Source organism: Gynurincola endophyticus (assembly GCF_003991195.1).
Taxonomy (GTDB): domain Bacteria; phylum Bacteroidota; class Bacteroidia; order Chitinophagales; family Chitinophagaceae; genus Gynurincola; species Gynurincola endophyticus.
Genome location: NZ_RCWL01000005.1, coordinates 52,982 through 79,225, shown reverse-complemented (window position 1 = coordinate 79,225; position 26,244 = coordinate 52,982). Strand labels below are relative to the sequence as shown.

The 26,244-nt window shown below is 39.5% G+C and carries 22 protein-coding genes and 1 tRNA gene; 13 read left to right on the top strand and 10 right to left on the bottom strand.

Annotated elements, in window-relative coordinates; all coding sequences use genetic code 11:
• Positions 1-90 precede the first annotated feature (90 nt).
• The 4 genes from D9O48_RS10860 to D9O48_RS10845 all read right to left on the bottom strand — a co-directional run bounded on the left by D9O48_RS10860 (position 91) and on the right by D9O48_RS10845 (position 5,168).
• A complete protein-coding gene (locus D9O48_RS10860; protein ID WP_126973000.1) occupies positions 91-1,476 on the bottom strand; it encodes a Gfo/Idh/MocA family protein in 1,386 nt (461 codons plus the stop codon).
• A gap of 204 nt (positions 1,477-1,680) precedes the next feature.
• Positions 1,681-2,373, bottom strand: coding sequence for a LytR/AlgR family response regulator transcription factor (locus D9O48_RS10855; protein WP_233589235.1), 693 nt, complete (start codon positions 2,371-2,373; stop codon positions 1,681-1,683).
• Positions 2,374-2,509: 136 nt separating this feature from the next.
• A complete protein-coding gene (locus tag D9O48_RS10850) occupies positions 2,510-3,703 on the bottom strand; it encodes a DUF4407 domain-containing protein (RefSeq protein WP_158624870.1) in 1,194 nt (397 codons plus the stop codon).
• Complete coding sequence (locus D9O48_RS10845) at positions 3,669-5,168, bottom strand: sensor histidine kinase (RefSeq protein WP_126972998.1); 1,500 nt, start codon at positions 5,166-5,168, stop codon at positions 3,669-3,671. Before D9O48_RS10845 ends, D9O48_RS10850 begins: the two co-directional genes overlap by 35 nt.
• A 315-nt stretch (positions 5,169-5,483) precedes the next feature.
• On the opposite strand from D9O48_RS10845, the gene D9O48_RS10840 reads away from it, so the two are divergent.
• Positions 5,484-5,876 carry a hypothetical protein gene (locus D9O48_RS10840; RefSeq protein ID WP_126972997.1) on the top strand — a complete coding sequence of 131 codons (393 nt, stop codon included), beginning with the start codon at positions 5,484-5,486 and terminating at the stop codon, positions 5,874-5,876.
• Between the two features lie 25 nt (positions 5,877-5,901).
• On the opposite strand, the gene D9O48_RS10835 is transcribed toward D9O48_RS10840, so the two are convergent.
• Positions 5,902-6,408 (bottom strand): DinB family protein, encoded by a 507-nt coding sequence (locus D9O48_RS10835; RefSeq protein WP_126972996.1) that lies wholly within the window; start codon positions 6,406-6,408, stop codon positions 5,902-5,904.
• Positions 6,409-6,466: 58 nt separating this feature from the next.
• The gene (locus D9O48_RS10830; protein ID WP_126972995.1) at positions 6,467-6,829 is read right to left on the bottom strand and encodes a winged helix-turn-helix transcriptional regulator; all 363 of its coding nucleotides are present in this window, start codon (positions 6,827-6,829) and stop codon (positions 6,467-6,469) included.
• Between the two features lie 76 nt (positions 6,830-6,905).
• On the opposite strand from D9O48_RS10830, the gene D9O48_RS10825 reads away from it, so the two are divergent.
• The 9 genes from D9O48_RS10825 (at position 6,906) to D9O48_RS10785 (ending at position 20,031) form a co-directional block, all read left to right on the top strand.
• Positions 6,906-7,790, top strand: a complete 885-nt coding sequence (locus tag D9O48_RS10825) for an NmrA family NAD(P)-binding protein (RefSeq protein ID WP_126972994.1) — start codon at positions 6,906-6,908, stop codon at positions 7,788-7,790.
• A gap of 440 nt (positions 7,791-8,230) precedes the next feature.
• Positions 8,231-8,827 (top strand): RNA polymerase sigma factor, encoded by a 597-nt coding sequence (locus D9O48_RS10820; protein WP_126972993.1) that lies wholly within the window; start codon positions 8,231-8,233, stop codon positions 8,825-8,827.
• A gap of 82 nt (positions 8,828-8,909) precedes the next feature.
• Entirely contained in the window at positions 8,910-10,178 is a 1,269-nt protein-coding gene (locus D9O48_RS10815) for a FecR family protein (protein ID WP_126972992.1), read from the top strand.
• Positions 10,179-10,224: 46 nt separating this feature from the next.
• Positions 10,225-13,491, top strand: coding sequence for a SusC/RagA family TonB-linked outer membrane protein (locus tag D9O48_RS10810; RefSeq protein ID WP_126972991.1), 3,267 nt, complete (start codon positions 10,225-10,227; stop codon positions 13,489-13,491).
• Positions 13,492-13,521: 30 nt separating this feature from the next.
• Positions 13,522-15,273 (top strand): RagB/SusD family nutrient uptake outer membrane protein, encoded by a 1,752-nt coding sequence (locus tag D9O48_RS10805; protein ID WP_126972990.1) that lies wholly within the window; start codon positions 13,522-13,524, stop codon positions 15,271-15,273.
• A 14-nt stretch (positions 15,274-15,287) separates the two neighbouring features.
• Positions 15,288-16,169, top strand: coding sequence for an endonuclease/exonuclease/phosphatase family protein (locus tag D9O48_RS10800; RefSeq protein WP_158624869.1), 882 nt, complete (start codon positions 15,288-15,290; stop codon positions 16,167-16,169).
• Between the two features lie 18 nt (positions 16,170-16,187).
• A complete protein-coding gene (locus tag D9O48_RS10795) occupies positions 16,188-17,801 on the top strand; it encodes a hypothetical protein (RefSeq protein WP_126972988.1) in 1,614 nt (537 codons plus the stop codon).
• A gap of 11 nt (positions 17,802-17,812) precedes the next feature.
• Positions 17,813-18,613 carry an endonuclease/exonuclease/phosphatase family protein gene (locus D9O48_RS10790; protein ID WP_126972987.1) on the top strand — a complete coding sequence of 267 codons (801 nt, stop codon included), beginning with the start codon at positions 17,813-17,815 and terminating at the stop codon, positions 18,611-18,613.
• A gap of 26 nt (positions 18,614-18,639) precedes the next feature.
• Positions 18,640-20,031 carry a Gfo/Idh/MocA family protein gene (locus D9O48_RS10785; protein WP_126972986.1) on the top strand — a complete coding sequence of 464 codons (1,392 nt, stop codon included), beginning with the start codon at positions 18,640-18,642 and terminating at the stop codon, positions 20,029-20,031.
• A 519-nt stretch (positions 20,032-20,550) separates the two neighbouring features.
• Here D9O48_RS10785 and D9O48_RS10780 read toward each other — a convergent pair.
• The 4 genes from D9O48_RS10780 to D9O48_RS10765 form a co-directional block, all read right to left on the bottom strand.
• A tRNA-Ser gene (locus tag D9O48_RS10780) sits at positions 20,551-20,637 on the bottom strand.
• A gap of 30 nt (positions 20,638-20,667) precedes the next feature.
• Positions 20,668-21,441 carry a TatD family hydrolase gene (locus tag D9O48_RS10775; RefSeq protein ID WP_126972985.1) on the bottom strand — a complete coding sequence of 258 codons (774 nt, stop codon included), beginning with the start codon at positions 21,439-21,441 and terminating at the stop codon, positions 20,668-20,670.
• Between the two features lie 306 nt (positions 21,442-21,747).
• A complete protein-coding gene (locus tag D9O48_RS10770) occupies positions 21,748-22,389 on the bottom strand; it encodes a polysaccharide deacetylase family protein (RefSeq protein WP_126972984.1) in 642 nt (213 codons plus the stop codon).
• A 10-nt stretch (positions 22,390-22,399) separates the two neighbouring features.
• Positions 22,400-23,374 carry an ARPP-1 family domain-containing protein gene (locus D9O48_RS10765; RefSeq protein WP_126972983.1) on the bottom strand — a complete coding sequence of 325 codons (975 nt, stop codon included), beginning with the start codon at positions 23,372-23,374 and terminating at the stop codon, positions 22,400-22,402.
• A gap of 45 nt (positions 23,375-23,419) precedes the next feature.
• Between D9O48_RS10765 and gltX the strand changes: the two genes are divergently transcribed.
• Genes gltX through D9O48_RS10750 form a run of 3 tightly spaced genes read left to right on the top strand, consistent with a single transcriptional unit; the run spans position 23,420 to position 26,209 of the window.
• Positions 23,420-24,955 (top strand): glutamate--tRNA ligase, encoded by a 1,536-nt coding sequence (gene gltX, locus D9O48_RS10760; RefSeq protein ID WP_126972982.1) that lies wholly within the window; start codon positions 23,420-23,422, stop codon positions 24,953-24,955.
• 58 nt (positions 24,956-25,013) lie between these two features.
• The gene (locus tag D9O48_RS10755) at positions 25,014-25,421 is read left to right on the top strand and encodes a cobalamin B12-binding domain-containing protein (protein WP_126972981.1); all 408 of its coding nucleotides are present in this window, start codon (positions 25,014-25,016) and stop codon (positions 25,419-25,421) included.
• A gap of 11 nt (positions 25,422-25,432) precedes the next feature.
• Positions 25,433-26,209, top strand: a complete 777-nt coding sequence (locus tag D9O48_RS10750; protein ID WP_126972980.1) for an enoyl-CoA hydratase/isomerase family protein — start codon at positions 25,433-25,435, stop codon at positions 26,207-26,209.
• Positions 26,210-26,244 lie beyond the last annotated feature (35 nt).

The window sequence follows — 26,244 nt, the reverse complement described above, 5'->3', positions numbered from 1 at the left end:
ATAGTTTTGAATAAGAAAAAGCCTCAGATTTTTTCTGAGACTTTTAAAATTAAGTAATCCTTATTATAAGTCGGTCAAATATGTGTTACATTACATTTTGATCGCCATAAATTTTGATGTTTTTCTGCTTTTTTCGGCCATGAAGCCCATGAGGTGTGATTCTATCGATTCTTCTATCGTAGAAGTAAGTATAGCAGGGTTTTGTTGTCCGACAGCTTGTACAAAGTCGCGAACCAATAACCAGTCACCACCACCGTGTCCTGAGTTTTTGTAATCTCCTACGTCTTCTGCCTTGGGAACTAATGTTATAGACTTACCGGTTTTAAAATCTGTAACTACGAGTTCATTCATATCTCCTACCATATCACCCATTGAACCCATGATTCGTGTTCTGCGGCCATGATAAGAAGTGAAAGCTTCCATTGAGAAGCTGGCTGTTACATCATCCTGAAAAAGAATGTTGGAGATATAATGATCTGGCTGATCATTTTCCATCCGGTAAACACAACGGCCATAATTGGTTGTTTTTAACTGCTCCATGATAAATGCACCTTGCTGCGTTTTATCTTCGGGCAAATCAAAAACATAGTTCCGCTGACGGCGATCATGATAATATCTTACCGCATCATAAGGACAATCGTTCGCTACTTTACAATCAATACAACGGTCAGCACTATTCTGAGGAGCATTTTCTTTTTTAAACCATTTCAAATTACCCATAGCGGTAATTTGTTTAGAGGGCTTGTTAACTACCCATTTTATAATATCAAGATCGTGGCAGGACTTTGCCAGCAAAATCGGAGTGGTTTTGACACTGTTATGCCAGTTTCCGCGTACATACGAATGCGCCATATGCATATGCTCTATTGGTTCAAAATGTTGAACACTCACTACCTCACCGATAGCACCGTCTTTGATCAGTTCGCGCATTTTTACAAAATACGGGGCATACCGGAGCACGTGGCAAACGGCTACAATTTTGCCTGTTTTCTTTGACATTTTCAGAATATCCCGGCATTCCTGCTCACTGGGTGAAATGGGCTTTTCCAACAAAATATCATAACCCATTTCCAATGCTTTCATACAAGGTTTGTAGTGTACATCATCGGGGGTTGAAATGATAATTGCGTCGGCAAATTTCGGTCGGGTAAAAACCTGTTCCCAGGTGTCAAAACAGTTTTCGGCAGCAATAGAATGTTTTTCGGCAAAACGTTCTTTTCGCAAACGAATCGGCTCAGCAACTCCTACAATATCTAACTGATCCGGAAATTGAATACCATAGTTTGCATACGTATTACCTCTGCTACCAGCTCCTAACACAATGGCTGTGATTGGTTTATCTAAAGACTTATGCAATGGATTAGGAGAAATGGAATAACGATACCGGTCTTTTCCGATACCTGCAAGTGTATCTCCACTGATAACGGCAGCACCAATGGTGATGCCTAAATTTTTAAGAAGTTTTCGCCTGTTCATATGGTATAAAATTGTGGCTATCAGTTTTTATAACGCAATTTAACCTTATGGAGTATAAAAAATTTGTAGAAGCTTATAATTTGTATTGCAATTTATTGAAATTAATCGTTTTATAATCGTTAAAATTAAGGCATGTGTGTACAATATCCGGGAATACTATTCAACCGGCTTATACAAATGAGGTTTTGTACCAAAAGAAGGGAATTAAGAAAAGAATTTTTTCTCTACGATTTGCAAATACGCTGTACCAATAGGAATTTGTTCATCTGCCACATAGATAAAGTTCTTATCTATTTTACGAACGGCATGATCGGCGATGATATAAGAACGATGAACTCTGGTAAATTGTGGTAGGGGCAGCAATTCTTCTACCTCGCCCATCGTAAGGCGGGTAGTTATCTTTTTATCTTTATCGATAAAGTGTACATAGTTGCCCGCACTCTGTACATATAATATTTCTGACAATAATAATTTTATCTGTTCGGTTCCACTTTTTACAAAAAGGAATTGTGTAGAGCCGATTTCTGTTCTGTAAGATTTCATCGATTTCATTTCTTCTGCTTTGTTAGCAGCTTTGAGAAATCTGGCCAATGAGAAAGGCTTCAACAGATAATCCAGTGCATTCAATTCAAAGCTCTCAACAGCGTGCTCGCTATAAGCAGTAGTAAAAATAATCATTGGCGGGTCGGGTAATGACTTCAGCCATTCGATACCGGTGATATCGGGCATTTTAATATCCAGAAAAACCAGGTCTACCGGTTTGGAACGCAGGTATTCCAATGCCTGAAACGCATCAGTAAAGTACGCTTCCATTTTCAGAAAGGGTACTTTTTCTGATAAAGATTTTATTACTTCCAGCGCAAACGGTTCGTCATCTATTGCTATAGCGTGTATCATTATACGTAGTGAATTGAAAATAGAAAGTTCAAATGGAAAACGAGCTATGCAGTTATAATATTTCTGGCCTTAATTAAAACTGAAGAATTCAACCGTTCATTTCAATTCTCCATTTTTAACTTTCAATTCTACTTTATTACTTTGTAAAGTACAATATTTTTTTCTTTAATCCGTCCCAGAAACCACTCACCGTTCCCTTCTGTTGTTTCCATTCCTGCAATGATTCTTCAGCCATTTCTTTTCTTGCCTGATGAATTTCTTTAAGCATAGATTCCTGCAATTCTCTGTCAGCAGCCAATGCCTGTTGATAATATTCTTTCTCCACTGCGGAAGCGTATTGTTTTCTAAGCTTTATAAGTTCTTTTTCATCCTGCGAAGCAGCATTTAACAGCTCTTCGTACAACCCTGAAGGCATCATTAATTTTGTGAGTAACGGCATCAATTCTATTAGCAGAATCAGTACCAGTATAATTCTATATCGGTATTTTACAGGTGGATGTTGAAGCATTAAATCATCGAGCGTTTCGATACGCGTTAAAAAACCATCACTTTGATTTTTTTGAAATTCTGCTTGTTTTGCTGCAATCAAAGCTTCGGTTCTTTTTTCCTGCGCTACTGCAGTGTCCATCTCTGCCTGGATATTACGTTTCCAGGTTTTTAAATCTTCCTCTGCTTTCAGGTATTCGCTTTTCTTTACTCTTGCGATCGTTGACTCTCCTATTTTTCCTGAGCCGCCGGTTCCGTCGGTTTCCTTGATGTACGCACTCTTCAGATCAGCAATTTCCTGCCCTTTGGCATTCTGAATATTTCTGATTCTTTCAATATCCGTTTTTGCATTTTGCAATGTTATGCTATGTGCTTCGCGCAGTTGTTCATTAAAAGCAGCTGCCTGTTTAGATTGTACCAGCGGTAAATGACCATCGATATCTTTCTTAAACAGCATCAATACAACAGGTTGCGAAAGAAAGAAACCAATTGTTAATGCAAGCGACATACGAAATACGACCGATAACCACTTTGCTTTTCCATTGCTGTTAATACCGGCAATCAGAGCACGGTCGATAGACAAAATCACAAACCCGAAAAACAAGGCTGCAGGAATATAAACAACAGGATCATCAGCAATGGTCGAGAAAAAATATCCCCATGCAAGGGTTGCAAAAATCCAGGTCACCATTACCGTATAACCGATCACTGAGAAGCGGAATTTATCCGGTCCGCAATGAACGATTATTTTAGGATCAGCCGCGGCCAGCCACCATAAAAATTTTTGCCAGCCTGAATACTCATCCGGCTCAAGGTTCGATGGTGAGGTGTACGATGTATTCATTGGGGGTATTTCTGATTTGTAACTCATGCTTGTTGGGATATAATAATGAAAGTCGTTGCTGTACATTTTTTAAACCGATACCACTACTAAACTTCTCCGTATCACCTTCCGTTTTCTGGTGTACACTATTGTATACATCCAGGTAAACCTTTTTTTCGTCACAAGTGAGATGAATAGTAATCCAGGAAGGCTGGGTTAAACTAATACCGTGCTTAAAGGCATTTTCTATTAAAGGAATCAAAAGCATCGGCGCGATAGAGTGATTACAATCATGGCTATACTTCTTAAATGTAATAACAATCTTATCCGATGCCTGAGTCCTTAATTTCTGTAAATCAATAAAATGTGATATATAGTTTAGCTCCTTATCAATAGAAACCGTTTGCTGCTGATTCTCTGTTAAGACAAATCGCATCATATCTCCCAGCTTCTGTATTCCTTCCGCTGTTCTTTCAGCCTTTTCTGTTAGGGACAGTCCGTATAGTGTATTCAGTGCGTTGAAAAGGAAATGTGGGTTTATCTGTGACCTTAAAAAATCAATATTGGCCGTTTTGGTATCTACCTGCAATTGAAGCGCATCCATTGCTCCAAATTTCCTTACAATATCGTTGTAGTAAATTCGTAAAAAAAACCAGAATAATGGTATACTCGCTGCAAATATTAAGAAAAATGTAACACTCGTTTCTCCATCTCTGATACCGGCAGCTTCATGAAAGAGTGTATATAGTGGCAATGTGATCACTAAAGTAATAATAATGATCCTCAAGAATAGTTTAAGTAAACTCTTTTCTTTACTGAAAGCGGGATATACATAATTGATACCTAATATAAACAGGATAATGTATTGCGGTACCAGAAAGATTAATGAAAATCTCCAAACCCGGTGAATATACTGTTGAAAGAATAATAAAATGATTACTGCCAGTATACTACCAATCGATACCATCAATGTTCTCTCTAATAACTCCTGTTTTATTTTACTGCCACCCGATACACGGTCGTGAAGGCTGGTAAGCAGGTATCTTACCAGCACATACAAACCAAATATAAAACTGATAATGAACGTTACGGTGAGGCCTTCTTTAAAAGCCAGCGAGAATAATCTCCTGCGCGGATAATATTCATGAGGCTCATAAGATGAGAAAGCGACGAAGTTATAGAAAGTAGCAGCAGCCAGAATAATCAACGCTGCCGGTATTATAATTAAAAAAAACCTGCTGGTGATTACTTCGTTGATCACTTTTGGCAAAAAATAAAAATAGACCAGACCGATCACCAGTACACAAATTAAGGATGTGAAGAGATGAATGACCGGTGTATATGGTGTAATCGGGTACCGCGGGTGATAATACATCGCTTCATCCACATGAAATGGATTGTCTAACAGGATGTATAGTAATGACAACAGATAGGCAAAGGATACAATGGAGTAGCCCCAGAGTTCTTTTTTTCGTAATTCAGTCATAAAGAGATAATTCGAAGACAATATTACTGAACTGTTGCTTTAAAAGCCGGCAAATGTGATGTAAGCCACCATTTTTGTGACGAATCGATCCGTATAAGGTACTACATTACCTCTTTTGCTGGTCTTACCCGGTTTCTGCCGCCGGCTGTAGTTCAACAGTCAGTTCATCAAAACTTAATACTCGCATAACATTCACACTTTATTTATACAATAATCTTGTACTAACGGGATTTGTCTACCGATTAACCAGGTTCCGGTACAATCATAAATTCTTGTTATCTCATTCATACGGAATTAAAGCACTATAACCGCTATATGCATCACCCACACAAACTGTTATTGCAAAAATTTCTTGAAGGAAGCTGTTCCGAAGCCGAACTTATTCAGGCAAAAGAATTACTTAAACAGCCTGACATAGATAAATTATTAGACGAAATCGTATCAGACCAAACTGCCGGCGAAAACAATCAACGGTTTGTTATGGATGCTTATATGATCAGAAGAATTGAACTAAAACGCAGTGAAGCACAACAACGCATAATGAGCACAGCTTATGTTGACAGAAAAAAAAATTCTCCTAAGAACGCTTTTTTAATAAATCATAGCTGGCTGCAGGAAGTAGAGGAAATAGCTATCGGAATCATTTGCGGTAAAATCATTCTCGAGTGCAATTATCTGAACGAAAACTTTCATACGCTGAGTATCTGACAATTTAAAAATACTGTGTCAATAACTATTTACCTTTTCTGCTATTCAGAATAATATCCTCCGAACTCAACTCAAACATCGGCGGCGTTTTTATATCCAGTAAATTAAGATAAATATAAAGCTCTCCGCGATGATGTACTTCATGTTCAGTCATCGCTCTTAACCATTTCCATATAGTTATGTCAACATTTCCGGGAGTACTGCATTTCCCTTGCAGGTCGGTATCAGAGAGCCTGCTAAATATACTGATCGACTCTTCGTGCATATCATTAAAAAACTTCATCACATTTTCATATCCGTCTGCCAGCTCTTTTCCACAACCGCTGTAAGTACATGGCTTTCCCTGAACCGTCTCCGCATACATATATCTTTCAATAGCAGCAATATGACGAACCTGATCTGCAATGGTAAATTTACCAGGTTTATATGACCAGTTCATCGACTCTTCAGGAATCACCGACAGCAGACGAAGTGTTCTCTGGCGTATTCTTTTGTAATAATCTAAAAACGGTTGAATAGTAGTTATTTCCATATAAGCGATTTTAATCACAATCGTTCTGATTCTTTATTTTCTATCACCTCTTTTTATTTTATGCAAACCTTCCTGCCCTTTCTTCGAATGCCCACGCAGCCATCGCCTCTATCACCGGATAAAGACCCTTTCCCGAGGCACTTAAACGGTAAGTAACATGAGGAGGAACAACAGGTTTTGATTCGCGAATAACCAGGCCGTCTGCTTCTAACTGCTTCAAATGCTGAATCAATACTTTTTCGGTAATCGCCGGAATAGCCCGTTTGATTTCACTGTAACGCAAAGGCCCTTTTGCAACATGAAATAAAATAATCGGCTTCCAGTAATTACCAATTTTTTCCATTACATAGGTAACCGGACACAGCTCTAATGCATATTGTTTATTCTCCTGAATCGTGGAGCTTGGTTTAATGGCTGCCATAATACATACTTTAGGGTAAGTACTTGTTAAAAAGTATGTACAAAAATACCTTTGTGTTTCAAATAAAACAAATCAAATGAAAATAGTTGTTACAGGTTCGTTAGGAAATATCGGAAAAGAGCTTACCAATCAATTAGTTAAAGCTGGTAATAAAGTTATTGTTGTAACCAGTTCTTCTAACAGAAAAGCCGCCATTGAAGCAACCGGCGCGATACCCGCCATCGGATCAGTCAATGATGCCGTTTTTTTAACTGAAACGTTTAAGGATGCCGACGCGGTTTTTGCCATGACTCCACCCAATTTAGGTGGTTCAAATGTTGTAGAAAATACGGTTGCCGCCGGAAAAGCTTTTGCCAAAGCATTTACTGACGCAGGCATTCAAAGAGTGGTATTATTAAGCAGTATCGGTGCTGATTTACCGAATGGGAATGGACCGATCGAAAGTTTATACCACATCGAAAACATTTATAACGAAGTGAAAAATGTTGACTTCACTTTTTTAAGAGCCGGTTATTTTTATACAAACTACTACAATGATATTCCTGTTATCAAAGGTGCAGGAATTGTAGGTTCAAATTTACCTGCCTCCACCCGGATTCCTTTAGTTCATCCACGTGATATTGCGAGTGCAGCGGCAGCATTCTTACAAAAAACATCTGCAGGAGAAAAGATACATTACATCGTAAGCGATTTCCGCAGTGCGGAAGAGGTTGCAAAAGCATTGGGAACCGCTGTGGGAAAACCGGAATTACCCTGGGTTGAATTCACAGACGAACAGGCTTTAGAAGGAATGACCAACGCAGGTGTGCCGGCTGAAATAGCAGGTTTATACACTGATATGGGTGCTGGTTTACGAAAAGGCAACATACAGGCAGATTTTATTAAAAACAATGCACCTGTAGAGGGAAAAACAAAATTGGAAGAGTTTGCAAAAGAGTTTGCCGCGCGCTTTAATGGTTAATTATTCAATAACAAAGCATAAGAATAACGAGGGCAATTGAAAGGTGAAAATGGAAGATTGAAAACGGCTACGTAGATAAATTGAGAATTAAAAATTAAAAATGGGTACGCAGTTCTTAATCTGAATATCATTTGCTGTGTTCAATTACAAAACGTTTTTGTACACTTTCGATTTCCAATTTTCTAACCTATTAGAAATATAGTAATTAAAAGAAAGGTCTATCTATTAAGATACGAAAAAAAGTTGAGATTTCAAAATATCATTACCTGCTGGCGCTGCTCTCTGAGCAGCGCTTTGTATTTGTATTAGTTTGTTTACAATTTTATAACATAGAACCTTCTGAGAAGGTATTTACTTTTGTGATCTATTTACGAATGAAAGTGTTGATTTCAGTACCATATAAAACCAGGTATTGTAATTGACAGAAAATTCACAAGAGAATGAATAAAGCTAACAGGGATGACGTATTCATTTATCAGGATGAATTAGATGCATTTAATGAGACTTATTATAAGTACAACCGTGCTGTTTATCTGAACATCATCAAAATGGTGAAAGATGGAAATGCCGCAGAAGATCTGTTGCAGGAAGTTTTTATCGCTCTTTGGGATAACAGAGATCATGTGAAAGCCGACAAAGTTGATCGTTGGCTATTTGTTGTAAGCTATAATAAATCAATTAATTATCTCAAAAACAAAGTCAAAGCACAGGTCGCTTATCAGGAACAGTCGTATATAGAAAATCAACATAAAGAGGTCAAATCGCCGCAAGAAGAAGAGTTTATTTTCGACCTCCGCCTCTCGGTTTTAGAAGAAGCCATTGATCACCTTCCCAAACGGAAAAAAGATGTACTGATGATGTGCCGCTTTGAAGGGCGCACCACCAACGAAGTAGCAGGCATTCTGAACATTTCTGAAAACTCTGTCAGAGACTACCTGAAACAATCTACACGTTTCATTAAAAAATATATTCAGGCACGTTATCCTGAAATGCACGGAACCTCTTTTCTACTTTTAATGAGCTATTTTTCCGCTTAACCGGATCGGTAATAATTTCGTAACATTAAACCGAATCCCCATTTTACAATTCTCGTGTATTTAGGGCGTAGAAACACCATACATGAAGAATATTGAAAGCAGGATTAATGGAATTTGGAATGACCGGTTAACCTCGGAAGAGTTAAGAGCATTTTTGCGTGATTTTCAGCAAAATGAAAATGACTGGCGTATTTCATTATACCAGGATTTTCAAAAGAACCTCGAAGAACAGCAGTCTACTCCACAGGAAATAGCCAGAGAAGCAAAAATCTTCGCTTCTATTCAGGATAGAATTCTTACCAACAAAAAAATCATCGACCGTCAACCGGCGAAAAGACTCATTCATTTACGCGTTAAATGGGCTGTAGCGGCAGGTATTCTGTTACTGGCCGGTACCTGGTCGTTCTACCAACTCAACAAACAACCCACCCCAATATTTCAACCTGAGTTACAAATTGTACAACAGCAATCAACCGGTGAATGGCAAACCAATACTTCTCACAAGCCCAAAAAAATTATTACAACCGACAGTTCTGTTATTACATTATCGCCCGGATCCAGTATCTACGTAGAAATGTCGTCGACCACCAGCCGCCACATCCTTTTAAAAGGAAAGGCCAGATTTGATGTTAAAAAAGATAAGAACCGACCTTTTAGTGTTGAAGCTAATGGCATTATTACTACAGCCTTGGGAACCATCTTCAGCGTTGACGGAGAAACGGCAGCACACAAAGTCAATGTTCAGTTATTTGAAGGAAAAGTAATGGTAACGGCCAGCGACAAAAAGAAAAAAATTAAAGAGTTATACCTGAATGCCGGTGAACAATGTTTTATCAATACAGCTGAGGAAAAAGCATATGTAACTTTAATACCTGTAAAACCAATCACCAAACCTGCTATTCCTGACGTTAAAACAATTGACATTCCTGTAATAGAATATGAAGAACTGTCACGATCACTTGATTTCGATAAAACTTCTTTACCGAATGTATTCAAACGACTCGAATATATCTACAGTTGCACGATTGCTTATAAAGAAGAAGACGTAAGAGGAATGCTTTTCACCGGAACCTTTGCAACAGAAGACTCTCTTACACAGGTATTACAGGTAATTGCCAACATGAACGACCTGAATATTATACAAGAGAATGGAAATTATAAAATAATCAAACAACATACATCGAAGGAAACCCCTTCACCAATCCTGAATGAAAAAAATAAAGATTCATCTGCTGGTAATCAACCGGTAGAAGTTTCTTATCAGACACACTTGCCTTATCCGAATCAGGCTCTTGATTCAAGATTTAGTTCTTTATACAAAAACTTTATTTTATTCAATGATTATGCATAGGCATTTATCCATTCGATAAACGCATACGCAAAAACCGTTTATTATCATGAAATTAAAACTGAAGCGTTCAAGCCGATTGAGCGCCTGTATCTTGCTGTGCTCTATTTTGTCGTTACAGGCATTGGCACAGACCCGTCCGCTTATCGGAACCATTCTCGATGAGAACTCAAAAGTAATGTCGGGAGTAACCGTAGAAGCTTTTAAAATAAACGATACTGCGGCAGTATTGTCAACAATGACGAACTCTCAGGGTATTTTCAGACTTAACCTGACACCCGGTGTTGCTTATAACTTCAGAGCCTCATTCATTGGCTACGAAACACAGCAAATCAACCGTTTTGTCATTAAAGATGGAGAAAACAATTCTCTGATGATTAAAATGAAAATTGATGTCAGAGAAATTGAAGAAGTGATAGTTGTTGGTTATGGTACACAAAAGAAAATGAACCTTTCTGGTGCCGTTCAGCAAATAGAAGGCGACGAATTAAGAGACCGTCCTGCTACTAATATTACGTCTCTTTTACAGGGAGCGATTCCCAACCTTAATATCCGCGTCAGCAGCGGTATGCCCGGACAAATGGGAAGTCTCAATATCAGAGGTATTACTTCTATCAGCGGAAGCAATGCCGTAAATGGTGCCCCTCTGGTGATCATTGACGGAGTACCCGGAACCTTAGACCGCCTGAATCCGGAAGAAGTACAAACTATTTCTGTATTAAAAGACGCTTCAGCCGCTGCCATCTATGGTGCACGTGGTGCTTTCGGGGTAATTCTTGTAACTACCAAAAATGGAACAGCCGGAAAAACAGCCATCAGATATAACAATAACTGGGGTGCTTCAACACCAACAGTAAGCACAGATTTCATGACTACCGCTTATGACTGGATGCGACTGAATGATGCAGCGCTGGCACACGTAGGTGGTTATTCAGGTTACACAGAAAGAGACTATGAAGAATTATACGCCAGAAGAAATGATAAAGTAGAAGACCCTTCCAGACCATGGGTAACCGTACAAAACAGAAACGGCAGAGACCAATATGTTTATTACGGCAACTACGACTGGTGGGATATCATGTTTACCAAATGGCAGGCATCTCAGAATCATAACGTATTTATCAGCGGAGGAAGTGAAACAGTTAACTACATGATCAATGGTAACCTGAAATCGAAAGATGGGATTATGCGAATGAACACTGACAAATACGGTTCAAAAACATTGAGAACAAAAGTAAATGCACAGATCAATCCGTGGTTAAGAATTTCAAACAACACCAACTTCTACCACATGAGTTATGATTACTTTGGTAGAGATGGTGGCGGTTCTGCAAACTTTACCCACGTGAACGTACACGCATCTCCTGCCTATGCACCGATCAACCCGGACGGAACTGCCAGTTACAGAACCGGTTTAAACAACTATGATATCGGCGACGGTATTTTCGCAATGCTGATCAGTGGTAATACCAGAGGTTTAGATAGAAAATATGAACTCACTACCATTAATGAAATAGGCATCACACCGCTTAAAAACTGGAATATCACAGCTAACTACAGTTACAATTTATATACAGACCCCAGCTTTTACAGACAAACAGCGGCTACTTATTCATTATATCCCGGAACTGTTGAAGTAGCACCTAAATATGCAATCGACAAACTCAGCGAATCACAACAGTTCAATCAGGTACACGTAATGAATCTCTATTCTGATTATACCAGATCATTCAATAATCATAATTTTAAAATTCTTGCAGGTTTAAATCAGGAGTTAAGCAAAGCAAAAAGAATCGGAGCTACCATTGACGATTTATCTTCAGAAGAGCTCAACAGTTTAAATCTCGGAACAGGCTTACAAACCGTATCCGGCAATTCAAGTGAAGTGGCATTAGCAGGTTTATTCTATCGTTTCAACTATGACTTCGCCGGAAAATATATTCTTGAAACAAGCGGACGTTACGATGGTTCATCACGTTTTCCCAGCGGAAGAAGAAGAGGATTTTTCCCTTCTGTATCAGCAGCCTGGAGAATCAGCGAAGAAAACTTCTTCCTTCCTCTTAATAATGTAATCAGCGATTTAAAATTCAGAGGATCTATCGGATCATTGGGTAACCAGCAGATTTCCAGTGCCTATCCATACATTCCGACGATGAGAGCTTCTGTAATGAACTATATTCTGGGTGGAGAAAAAGCCAGAAGTTATTCCGTACCAAACCCCGTTTCCGGTTCTTTTACATGGGAAACAGCGATTACCTATAATGGTGGTATAGATGTATCCTTCTTCAGAAACAGATTAAACATCAGTTTTGATAAATATATCCGAAACACCGAAGACATTTTAGCAAGCGATGTTAAATTACCAAGTGTGTATGGTGCCAGTGAGCCGATTGTAAACGTAGCTACTATTCAAACAAAAGGTTTTGAGTTAGCCGTAAATTATCGTGATCATTTCATGTTACTCAACAAACCTTTCAAATACAGTTTCAATGTTGCTCTAAGTGATAACCATTCTGTAGTTAAAAAAATAAACAACCCAACGAAACTCACCTACTCTCTTTACGAAGGAAAAGAAATAGGAGAAATCTGGGGATATATCACAGACGGTTTCTTCCAGACCGATGCAGAAGCCCGAACATACCCGGTTGATCAGGTATTCTTAAACAGGGTAAGAAGAGACAACAACATTCCGATTCGTGCAGGCGATTTACGTTGGTTAGATTTAGATGGTGACAATGTGATCAGTGCGGGAAAAAACACGATCGACGATCCGGGTGATCAAAGAGTAATCGGAAACAGTACTCCGCGTTACATGTATTCATTCGGTGGTAATGCAAACTGGAACAATTTCGACATCAGCTTCTTCTTTCAGGGTTTAGGAAAAATGGACTGGTATCCGGGTAATAACGCCGACCGGTTCTGGGGGCCTTACTCCCGTCCTTATTTTTCATTCATTCCGAATGATTTTGAAAAAGACGTTTATTCACCGGATAACACCAATGCTTACTTCCCGAATTTGTTAGCATATGTAGCCCTGAATGCAAACAATGAGTTGAGAGCTACCAATAACCGTTACTTACAAGACCTTGCTTATTTAAGGTTAAAGAATCTGACAATTGGTTATACAGTTCCAAACAACATTACTAAAAGAGCCTTATTAAAAGGTCTGCGTGTATATGTAAGTGGTGAAAACCTGTTTACGTTCACTAAATTAAGAAGTAAGTACATCGATCCTGAACAGGCAATGTCACAAATCGATGGCCGTGTTTATCCGTTCAGCAAAACAATTTCATTTGGTATCGACATGTCTTTCTAGTTACGATCATTTTATTCGAAAAAGATTTTTATGAAACTCAAACATATTATCATACCCGCAGTAGCATTGATGCTCACAGGTTGTACAAAAGATTTCTTAGAGAGATACCCAACAGCTGATATCTCTCCGCAAACATTTTTTAAATCTGAAAATGACTTTGCCGCTTACACTAACTCTTTTTACGCCGCACTACCAGATGCAAACTATGTATTCGGAGAATCAGCCGATAACATTGTAAAATCATCTGTTGCAGCTGAAGTAAGTGGTACCAGAATCGTTCCTACCACCGACAGCCGCTGGAACTGGAGTGCTTTAAGAAATATCAACTTTTTACTGAACAGCCCCACTGCAATTAACTATACTGACCAAAACGTTCGAAATAAATACTTTGGCTTAGCTAAGTTTTTCAGAGCGTTTTTTTACTTTGAAAAAGTGAGATGGTACGGCGACGTTCCATGGTACAATGTGGTAATTGAAACGAATGATATAGAAAATCTGATGAAGCCGCGCGACTCAAGAGTATTGATCATGGATTCTATCATGGCTGATCTGGATTTTGCTATTGAACACCTGGATAACCAGAAAAATGTAGAAAGAGTAACCAGATGGACGGCACTTGCTTTAAAAGCGAGAGTCGCATTATATGAAGGAACCTGGCGTAAATATCATACTGAATTTAATCTTCCCGATGCAGAAAAGTTTCTGAATTTAAGTGCGGAAGCAGCCCTGCGCTTCATTAATGAAAGCGGTTACACGTTATACACACAAACCAACGGTCCTTCAGGAAAAGCTTATCAGGACCTGTTCGCCACACTAAACGCCGATGGTGTAGCAGAGGAAGTAATTTTGACCAGACGTTATTCAAACGAACTGGCATTAAGACATAACCTGCAATTCTACATCACTGCCAGAACACAGGGAAAACCCGGTCTTGAAAAATCTTTGGTAAACAGTTACCTCATGGCCGACGGCAGCAGATTCACCGATATACAGGGTTATGATACCATACAATATTTTGAGGAAGTACAAAACCGTGATCCGCGCCTGGCACAAACCATTCGCGTACCGGGATATACCAGAATCGGACAAACCGCTTCCCTTGCTCCTGACTTTGAAGCGACCATGACAGGTTATCAACCTATTAAATGGATGAATATCGTAGCCATGGACGGTAACAATCAATCTTACCACGATATGGTAATATTCAGAACCGGTGAAGTATTCTTAAACTACGCAGAAGCCAAAGCAGAACTTGGTACGCTTTCTCAAACAGACCTTGACATTTCATTGAACAGACTCAGAGCACGTGCAGGAATGCCTTCTCTGGATTTAGCAGCAGCCAATGCATCTCCCGATCAATACCTCGCTGAGCAATATAAAAATGTAAGCGGATCGAATACAGGCGTGATCCTTGAAATCAGAAGAGAAAGACGAATTGAACTGGTAATGGAAAATAATTTCCGCTGGGATGATTTAATGCGCTGGAAAGAAGGCCATTTATTAACCCGTGCCTTCAGAGGAATGTATTTCCCTAAAACCGGAATGTTTGACCTCAACAGAGACGGAAGAAACGACGTTGAAATTTATGACGGAGCCAAACCACCGGCTACTGGCCCTTATCAGATTCCCAGCAGCGAACTATCCGGAGCAGGAAAAGGAAATATTGTAACCAATATCAATATCAGAAAAACTTTCAGAGAAGACAGAGACTACTTATGGCCTTTACCCATCGAAGACATTCAGTTGAACAAAAATTTAAAACAAAATCCGCACTGGGATTAAAACTCTAAATGAAAATGCGAGCAATTAAAAATATAATTATTCCTGCGCTACTGTTAACAGTTAGCGCCTGCAATAAAAAACCTTATATGCCCGATAACCCGCCTACTTACATAGAGCTGGGTACGGCAGAAAATAAATATGGTCTTGACAATGATGGTCAGCAGGTATTACCAACCATTAAAATAATGACTTATAACATTCATGGTGGTGTTCCGCCTTTATCACCCGGAACAGTAGACCTTGCTGCTATTGCAAGAGTGATTAATGATGCAAACCCTGATATTGTATTTCTTCAGGAAGTAGATAAAAACACTGCCAGAAACGGGTACAATGGCGACCAGGCAGCAGAACTGGGAAACCTCACTCAAAGAAATGTAGCTTTCTTTTCAGCTACTAACATAGGAAGAGGATTTTACGGAACAGCTATCTTATCGAAGTATCCTTTAGGAAGTATTCAAAAATATTTGTTGCCAAAAGGAAACAGTGATGAAGAACAACGTGTAATCGGTATGGCACTGGTTGATTTACCCGGAGTTGATTCTGTAATAGCTACCGTTACTCACTTACAACATAACAGTGATGTTTCACGACTTTTACAGGTAAGAGAAGTGGCACGCCTGGTTTCTTCAAACAATATACCGATGGTACTTGGCGCTGATTTAAACGAGAAGCCTGAAGTCATCAATTTCTTTAATGTGTTTGATGGTGCATTAACCAGAACCTGTGCAGGCGGAGGCTGTCCGAATACATTCCCTTCAAGAAATGCCACTTCAATAATTGACTATCTGGCATTTCGCCCGTCAGATGCATTCACCATACAATCGCACAATGTAGTGGTTGAAACGTATGCCTCTGATCACTTTCCGGTGGTCAGCGAACTAAAAAGAAACAGATAACTCTAATAAATTTTAACAATGAAAAAGTTCATTCTATATATCTCCTGTGCATTATTATGCTTCGGTGTAATCATTACAGGATGTAAGAAAACAGAAATAAACGCCCCGGCTCCTGTTATTACCGTTGATGACAGTTACAAGAATATTGAAGGATTGAATGAAGGACAGCAATTGGTAGTACCGGTAAAAGTAAGTTCACCGATTGGCTTAAAGAGACTGGCTTACTACGTAATCAGCGCTACATCGAATGGCACTTCATCAGGAGATCCGGTTTTCTTCGACAGAACCGATGCACCTAACAATATGGAAGAAACCATTAGCGTAACCGTGCAAAGCAATTTTAAAGAATTAGTGATTATTGCATTCGACATCAATCACAATAACAGCGAAATACATATAGATACTGATAATATCAGAGCGATTCAAAAAATAAACTTTAAAGATAATATTAAAGAAAGAGCGTCTGTGTTTGCCGGTAAAAGATTATCAATTGAAGGAAACATCGTATCAGAGTATGATCTGAGTTCATTAACATATCAGATAACCATCAACGGAGTAACTTCTGCTGAAACAGCCATCAGTTTCGAAAATAAAAAGAATACGCCGTTTCAGTTTAATGTAGATGTAGTGGAAGATCTCACTGCAATTATCATTAACACAAAAAACATCTACGATGCTTTTGTAACTGATACTTTTAAAATCGGATCCGTACAGGAAGACGCAGTTGTAATTGCTATCGCAGATAATAAAAATCCGATCGAAAAGCTGTACACTACAGTAAACAATACTTTCAGCGGAGCAGTTTTCTCAGGAACCTATATAAACTCTTTCACTTATGCGGTTAAGCGCAACGGTATTTATGGTGCAGAGCAACCCTTAAATATCGGCACCCCTGCCGATGAATTCAACTTCTCATTCGACATTCTGGGCGAAGGAAGTATTGAAGCCATACGCATACAGGGTGAAAACGAAGGTGGTAAAAAAGGAATGGCCGAGTTTAAAGTTAGTAAAGTATATAATCCATTAAAGGAATTTAAAAACGTCGTATTAACCACTGAAATCGGACCGGGTAAAAATAACTTCTTTGCAGCTTATCAGGCTCCTCACCTTTTCAGTATTGAAAATGCAGCTCCGTATGATGAAATGATCGACTTAGGATTTTTCAAATACACCGCTACCAGCAACAACATTATGCCTCCGGGCGTATTTATGGCAGGTGCCGCCTATGCCAACGCACTGGCTCCTTATATGGTCGGTTTTGACAAAGCACCTTATACTCTTGTTACAGCCAACAGGGCAAGTGCTAACAGTACATCTTATGATACGCTTCATTGGGACACTCAGTTAATGGAACACGTTGAAAAGAGAGTAGCCGCTCCTACTGCACAAGGTGGTGAGAACTATAATATCTACGAAACCAACAGACGTACCAATAACGTATTTAACCCAGGTCAGGGTTTCTATATCGGATGGGGAAGATGGGAACCGATTCTGAATCAGTCATTTGGTATCGTGATTGTTCGTGATTACAAAAATGAAAATGGTATCGGAACAATTACCCTCGATATTAAAGTACCGATGGAAGATCAGCGTACCAAATACAACCCTGAATCATTATTTAATTATCCATAACAGTAATCATAATGGTAAAATTATTATCAATATCAATTTTAACCTTGTTATGTATCGGATGTAGTCAGCCCAAAAAGCTGACTACGGCCGGTACCGGCAACTTCAGCGTGCTGACTTACAATATTCATCATGGTAACCCTCCTACCCAGCCAAAGGGATATATTGATCTCGACAGTATTGCAGCAGCCATTCAACTTTCCGGAGCAGATGTAGTGGCTATACAGGAACTGGACAGTGTTACCATCAGAAGTCATAAAACCTATCAGCTAAAAGTACTCGCTGAAAAATTGAATATGTTTTATCACTTCGAACAAACCATTCCTTACGAAGGCGGATCATACGGTATCGGCATTTTATCGAAACATCCCATTAAAAAAATCAGTGCTTACCGTTTACCACATACCGAAGGAACGGAACCCAGAAAAGTCTTATTCGCCACAATAGCTTATCAAAATGAAGAGATCGTTGTTGGCTGTACACACATCGATTACAAAACAAAAGCGATCAAAATCAGTCAAACCGCTGACCTGATAAATAAAGTAAAAGAATTCTCCAATGATATTATTATCATAGGCGGTGATTTCAATGCGGCACCAAACGACGAGAGTATCACACAAATGAGTTCATTACTGGTTGATGCCGGCAATGAAAAAGAGTATACCATACCGGTGAAAAAACCTACTAAAAAAATAGATTATATTTTTTATAAAAAACATGCACGTGTTTCGCTAATCAGCAGTCGCGTACTCACCGAGCACCATTACGGTTCAGATCATCTTCCGGTATTAGCCGGTTTTGAAATCAAAAAGTAGTCTTTGACCGTATAAATTATCATCACATGAGAAGAAGAACATTATTAAAAAATCTGGGGCTGGGGCTGGGAGGAACCATTCTCACCAATGAAGCAATTGCTGCCATTACCACGGATGTGCAGCAATACACACTTCCTGACAACCCTTTCCACATAGTGCTTGAAAAACCGGTTACTGCTATTACATTAGGAGCAGGCGGACGCGGAACCGTATATGGTAACTATGCTTTACAATTTCCTCAAAATATGAAAATTGTTGGTGTAGCAGAACCCGTTGCCTTCCGGAATCAGAAATACACAACCTCACATAACATTCCGCACGATAACCGTTTCAATACCTGGGAAGACGTATTTAAACGTCCGAAATTTGCAGATGCGATTATCATTTCAACTCCAGACAATCTGCATTACGGCCCCTGCATGCAGGCTTTGGAAATGGGGTATGACATTCTATTAGAAAAGCCCATCGCTCCAACCGAAAAAGAATGCCGTGCAATTTTAAAAAAGGCACAGCAAAAAGGCAGGATCGTAGCCGTTTGTCATGTATTGCGTTATGCGCCGTATTTTGTAAAGATGCGCGAAATGATTGCCGAAGGAGCAGTCGGTGAAGTAATCAGTGTACAACATCTGGAGCCGATCGAGTTTCAGCACATGGCACATTCCTATGTTCGCGGTAACTGGCACAACTCGAAACAAACAACGCCGATCATTCTGGCAAAGTCGTGCCACGACCTGGATATCATTAAATGGGTAATCAACAAACGTTGTACAGAAATTTCAGCGATGGGTGACCTGAAATGGTTCAGAAAAGAAAATGCACCGGAAGGAAGTACCGACAGATGTATTAATGGTTGTAAAGTAGAAAAAACCTGTCCTTACTCTGCATTAAAAATCTATACGCCGAAAAGCACCAGCAGAAACAGGGTCTTAGACTTGTCAGAAGACAAAACCAAACACGAAGCCGAAATTAAACAGCGGATGTACACAACCAACTACGGCCGATGCGTATACCGTATGGAAAACGACCAACCGGATCATTATATCTCCAATATTCAGTTTGAAGACAATATAACAGCCAGTTTTTCCATGGAAGCATTTACCTCCTATGCCGGTAGAAGAACCCGCGTAATGGGTTCAATGGGTGATATGGTGGGAGACATGAAAGAACTGGTAGTAACAGACTTTATCACCGGTAAAGTAACCAGACTTCAGCCTAAATACACTGATGTGGCGGGTTATGAAAAAAGCGGACATGGTGGTGGAGACTGGTTGATGATGCGTGATTTTGTACAGGCAGTAGCACAGCAGAATGCATCCTTGCTCACTTCTACGATTGAAGAATCGATAGAGAGCCATATTATGGGTTTCAAAGCTGAAGAGAGCAGGTTACAAAAGAAGTTCAGGAAAGTGGTTGTTTGATTATAGTGATAGCGTGGTAACTATTAAGGAATTCAGGAACAGAAGCTTTAATACCGAGGGTTCTCCTGTGTTTGAAAATACAATTTGAAACATGAAGGAAATGAAGAGGAGGTAACTTTGTTACTTCAGCAAAAAATTCGCTGATTGTTCAGTGATGGTTTGAATTCTTCATTCGCTTTTCAGCTTCATTATCTTCAAATTTAAATGGTGATTATCAGATAGAATGATGCAAAGCGAAGCGGCAGGAGCTTCTTAATCTTAAGAGCAAAATATAAAATGCCTATCTTATTAAGATACGAAAAAAAGTTGATATTTCAAAATATCGTTACCTGCCGGCGCTGCTGTGAGCGGTTCTTTTTAAATTATTTATCCATAAAAGAAGCACCTCTATGCAGTTTTTTAATACCAAACATTTATCATTAGCACCGGATGCAATCCGGCGCCAGAAGGGGTTCATCAGCAACGTATACAATTGGCGCTAGAACAAAAAAAGACACCAAATGGTGTCTTTTTTTGTTGCGGAGGGAAAGGGATTCGAACCCTTGATAGGATTTCTCCTATACACACTTTCCAGGCGTGCCAGTTCAACCACTCCTGCATCCCTCCCAAGGGGTTGCAAAAATAGGAAAACGATTCCTAGATTACGAAAATATTTTTTGCATTCTGTGAAGTAATATTTGCCACCTCTTCAATACTTAACTGCTTGATTTCAGCCACTTTCTCCGCCACATACTTCAAATACGCCGATTCATTACGCTTTCCACGGTAAGGAACCGGGCTCAGATAAGGGCTGTCAGTTTCCAAAACAATATATTTCAGGTCGATTTTTTCTACGATTTCCGGCAAATTCGACTTCTTATAAGTCACTACCCCACCGATACCCAGCAAAAAGCCCATATCAGTAATCTCCTGAGCCTGTTCCAGCGAACCACTGAAACAATGGAAAATACCGGTCAATCCCTGAATGGCATATTGTTTCACGGCTTCAATACATTCCTGCGTGCTTTCGCGTGAATGAATCACAATCGGTAATTGATGCTGTAACGCCAGCGCACATTGATAATGGAAAGCTTTCAACTGCAGTTCATCAAAAGAACGATCCCAGTAAAAATCTAATCCGATTTCTCCGATAGCCGCTACTTTTTCCTTTTCGAGCCAGTCTTCAACAATTTTAAGCTCATCTGCAAAATTTTCTTTTACCGAACAGGGGTGCAAGCCAATCATCGGAATCATAAATCCGGGATATTCATGCGCCAGGTCAAACATGGCCTGATGCGTTTCGCTATCAATTGCCGGTAGATATACTATTTCAACTTTTTCATCAAGACATCTTTTCAGCATATCATAACGATCTTCATTAAACGCATCCACGTATAAGTGGCTATGTGTATCTACCAAACTCCACGACATATTATATTATTTTTATATAAAAAGTAAACTCAATATTTGTAAAACTACGTTTCTTCAACTTGGAAATTTTTCGTAAACCTACTACTCAAAATTAATACTACTAAAAGAGTATTTTTAATTAAATTATTTACCATTCCCTATGAACATCAATAAAATATATAAATTATATTAATAATTTCTCATATGAAAAATCAATTTAGTTTGATTGAATCAAAAAAGTTTTTACCTTTAAATCAGTTTTCATAGGGTACGGATTAAAAACGGGCCAGGGTTTCTACCCCGGCCCATTTTATTTAGTAAAATTACTTACATTATAATACTTTCAAATCTGTATCCGAGCTTCGAAAAATGCTCTAAAGTTTTGGGTAATGCTTCCGTCATTCTGGGGTATGCTTTTTCACTATCATGAAACACTACTATACTTCCGGCCTTTGCATGATTGATTACATTCAGCGCTGTTTCCTTTCCATTGATAGTTGTATCAAAATCTCCACTTAACACCGACCACATAATGATCTTAAATGGGTTTTCCGTGCTATTATAGGCACTTACTGAACTAAGATGCTTCGATTGGAATAAGCTGATTCTTCCGTATGGAGGTCTGAATAAATTTGAGTCAATATACTTTGCCGCAAGAAATATGTTATCAAAATATTCTTTATCACTGACCTTCCAGCCGTTCATATGATTGTGCGTATGATTGCCTGCCCGGTGGCCGTTTTCCAGTATCGCCTGATACACGTCAGGATGTTCTACTACATTTTTACCTATACAAAAGAACGTCGCTTTCGCATTATACTCTTTTAAACAATTTAGCACAAAGGGAGTAGCGGTTGGATGTGGCCCGTCATCAAATGTCAGATAGATTATCTTTTCATTAGCGGGCATTTCCCAAACACAACGATGATATATCTTCTTCAACAATGCCGGTGTTTTTACCAGGTACATATTTATTCTTTTATGGCTTCTCTTCCGGCTTCATTGCTTCATATTGATAGCCGGTCATATAAATAGGTTTGCTTTCTATCTGATAAGATCGTCCAAGGTTACTATTCAGAAAGTAGGACTGCCATTGCTCATCACGCAACATATTTTTCAGGTACAATTCTACCGTATCCTTCGATATTCTCACTTTGCCACCCTGTATTACCGCCGACTCGATATAACTGATCAGAAAACCTTGCTGATATTCTCTCATCAGTTCGGCAGAAGCGAATAATTCTACCCCAAGTATTTTATTAGCCGATAAAAAAATCAAGCCATTGGTATTGCTGGCAAGCTTGTCCATCCTTTTCTCAAAATATTGCATATACTGTTGAATGGCAACAGCATTTTCTTTCTGTTTACGGATAGCCGTATAAGCCTTGGTTTTGGATTTTGTTTTTGTTCTGTCAACCTGAAAATTGATTTCATTCCAGATTTTCGTTTGTTTTGCTCTTTTTGCGAGCATCAGACGAAGTTCGGTGTTAGCCATTCCCTGATAACTGAAGGGTAGTTCTTTTTTGCTCCATCTCCCCTCTTCCAGGCACACCACGGGCACATATTGATCTTTCTCTGAGGGCATTAGTAGCGTATCCATAGCAATCATCCTGTCTTGGCGCCCACCTTTCAATACTTCTCCGCTTAGTAGTAAAACTGGTTGATCAGAGTTATTGTTGACGCGTATCCAGCGGATATTCTCAAAATCCATCCCTCCTCTCTCCGTAACTTTTACAGATCCTTTTTGCATTCCTTCACGCAAACTCAATATTGTTTTATTCCAATGAAAAGCAGGGTTTTGAAGATAAATAGGAATCGCCATCAGATGGTTTAGCCCAAACTGATCTGCCCAGCCTATCGTCAACTCTGCCGACGTAAGCTGTGCCCGCGCAGGCAATGCTGCTCCTGCTACCGCGGTAAACAAACTCCACCAAAATACAATACATTTTAACATGGCCCCTACAAAGTTACACAATCTCTTTATCCTATCTTTGTACCTATGAGTACAAAAGTTCGTGTCAGATTCGCACCCAGCCCTACAGGAGGCTTACACCTCGGTGGCGTGCGTACCGTTTTATATAATTATCTGTTTGCCCGTCAAAATCAGGGCGATTTTATTTTAAGAATCGAAGATACTGACCAAACTCGATTTGTAGAGGGTGCAGAGCAATATATAATTGATTGCCTGAAATGGTGCGGATTAAACCCCGACGAAGGTCCGCATATCGGCGGTACTTATGCCCCCTACCGCCAATCTGAACGCAAAAGCATGTACCGCCAATACGCTGATCAGCTGGTAGCTCAGGGAAATGCTTATTATGCATTTGATTTACCGGAAGATCTGGAGAAAATGCGCGAAACGTTCAAAACTCCTGAAAATCCATCTCCCCAATATGACAGGAACGTAAGAGATAAAATGAGAAATTCATTATCCCTTACTACAGAAGAAACGCAGCAATTACTGGCAAATGGTACCCCCTATGTAATTCGTATCAAAATGCCCGATAATGAAACCGTACAGTTCAACGATATGATTCGTGGAGAAGTCAGTTTCCATACCGGTCTCATAGATGATAAAGTTTTGTTGAAAGCTGACGGAATGCCTACCTATCACCTGGCTGTAGTAGTGGATGACTACTTAATGAAGATCACACATGCATTCAGAGGAGAAGAATGGTTACCCTCTTCACCGGTGCACGTATTGTTGTGGAAATATTTAGGCTGGGAAGCAGCAATGCCTCAATGGGCACATTTGCCATTGATATTAAAACCAGACGGAAACGGAAAATTGAGCAAAAGAGATGGCGACCGTTTAGGTTTTCCTGTTTTTGCAATGGATTGGCAGGATCCGAAATCAAATGAAATTAATCAGGGCTTCAAAGAAAGAGGGTTTTTACCGGAAGCCTTCGTGAATATGCTGGCAATGATGGGTTGGAACGACGGTACTGATCAGGAAATTTTCAGCCTGGATGAATTAATCTCTAAGTTCTCTTTAGATAGAGTGCACAAAGCAGGAGCTAAGTTCGATTTTGAAAAAGCAAAATGGTTTAATCACGAATGGATTAAAAAAACAGATGCTAAAAAACTGGTGGCATTGGTAGCCCCGCTCCTTGAAAAAGAAGGCATTCAAACCGATCCTGACTTCTTAGAAAAAGTGATTCAGCTGGTAAAAGAAAGATGCACTTTTCTGACTGATTTTGTGGGTCAGTCGCGGTTCTTTTTTGAAACGCCTTCTGCCTATGACAATGCAGCGGTTCAACCGAAATGGAACGCTGAAAAACAAGCCTTTTTCACCGGAATGGTAACAGACTTCAAAAGTTTTGAACCGTTTGAAGCCACTGCACTGGAAGCACATTTTAAGAATAAGGCCACTGAAAAAGGCTTAAAACCCGGAGATGTAATGATGCCGATGCGTATCATGCTGGTAGGAGGAAAATTCGGACCGGGTGTATTTGAAATTGCTGAAACCGTAGGCAGAACGGAAACGATTGTACGCATGGAAAAAGCATTGAATCTCTTTGCTGATTTCCTTTAAAAAAAATACATTACCTTCCATCATTACGAACGTGAGCCATATTGAAAATTAAATTATTATGAGTCGTCCTATCAGAGTACTGGTTGCAAAAGTAGGTTTAGATGGTCATGACAGAGGAGCCAAGATCATTGCCACTGCGTTGAGAGATGCGGGTATGGAAGTTATCTATACCGGTCTGCGTCAAACGCCGGAAATGGTAGTGAGTGCCGCTTTGCAGGAAGACGTGGATGCCATTGGTATCAGTATTTTATCCGGAGCACATATGACCGTGTTTCCGAAAATGCTTGAACTGATGAAGCAACACAAAATGGATGATGTTTTACTCACGGGCGGAGGTATAATTCCTGAAGAAGACAGAACCTCTTTACAGGAAATGGGTGTTGGTGCATTATTCGCTCCCGGTACCACTACCGAAGATGTTGCTAAATACATCAGCGACTGGGTAAAAGATCATCGTAACTTCTAATTTAATGTACTATGTCATATCAAACTATTCTTACTACTTTAGAAAATAATATTTTAACGATTACCATTAACAGACCTGATAAAATGAATGCACTGAATAAAACAGTCATTGCTGAATTATCAACTGCAATCGAAGAAGTTTATCAGAATAAAGATATCAAAGCTGCTATTATTACCGGAAGTGGCACTAAAGCATTTGTTGCGGGTGCTGATATCAGTGAGTTTCAGAATCTCACTGTTGAACAGGCCAAACAATTGGCACAGGTTGGCCAGGATCTGTTTTTTAAAATAGAAAAATCTCCTAAACCGATTGTTGCAGCGGTAAACGGATTCGCATTGGGTGGAGGTTGTGAACTGGCACTTGCCTGCCATTTTATATACGCCAGTGAAAATGCGAAGTTCGGACAACCCGAAGTAAACCTTGGTTTGATTCCGGGATATGGCGGAACACAACGCCTGGTAAGTGCCATCGGCAAACGAAAAACAATGGAGTGGATTATGAGCGCCAAATTGTATAGTGCTGCCGATGCAGAAAAAGCCGGACTTGTAAATGAAGTACATACACCTGAAGAATTACTACCCAGGTTAACAGAAAGTCTCGCACTGATATTAACAAAAGCTCCTGTTGCCATCAACTATGTAATACAAGCCGTTAACGGTTATACGGGAGAAAAAAAAGGATTTGATCTGGAAGTTGAATTATTTGGAAAATGTTTCGGAACAAAAGATAAACAGGAAGGAACCAGTGCATTTCTCGAAAAAAGAAAGCCGAACTTTACGGGTGAATAAATTCGGCAGGGCCATTGTTTTTATCCAAGTAAACT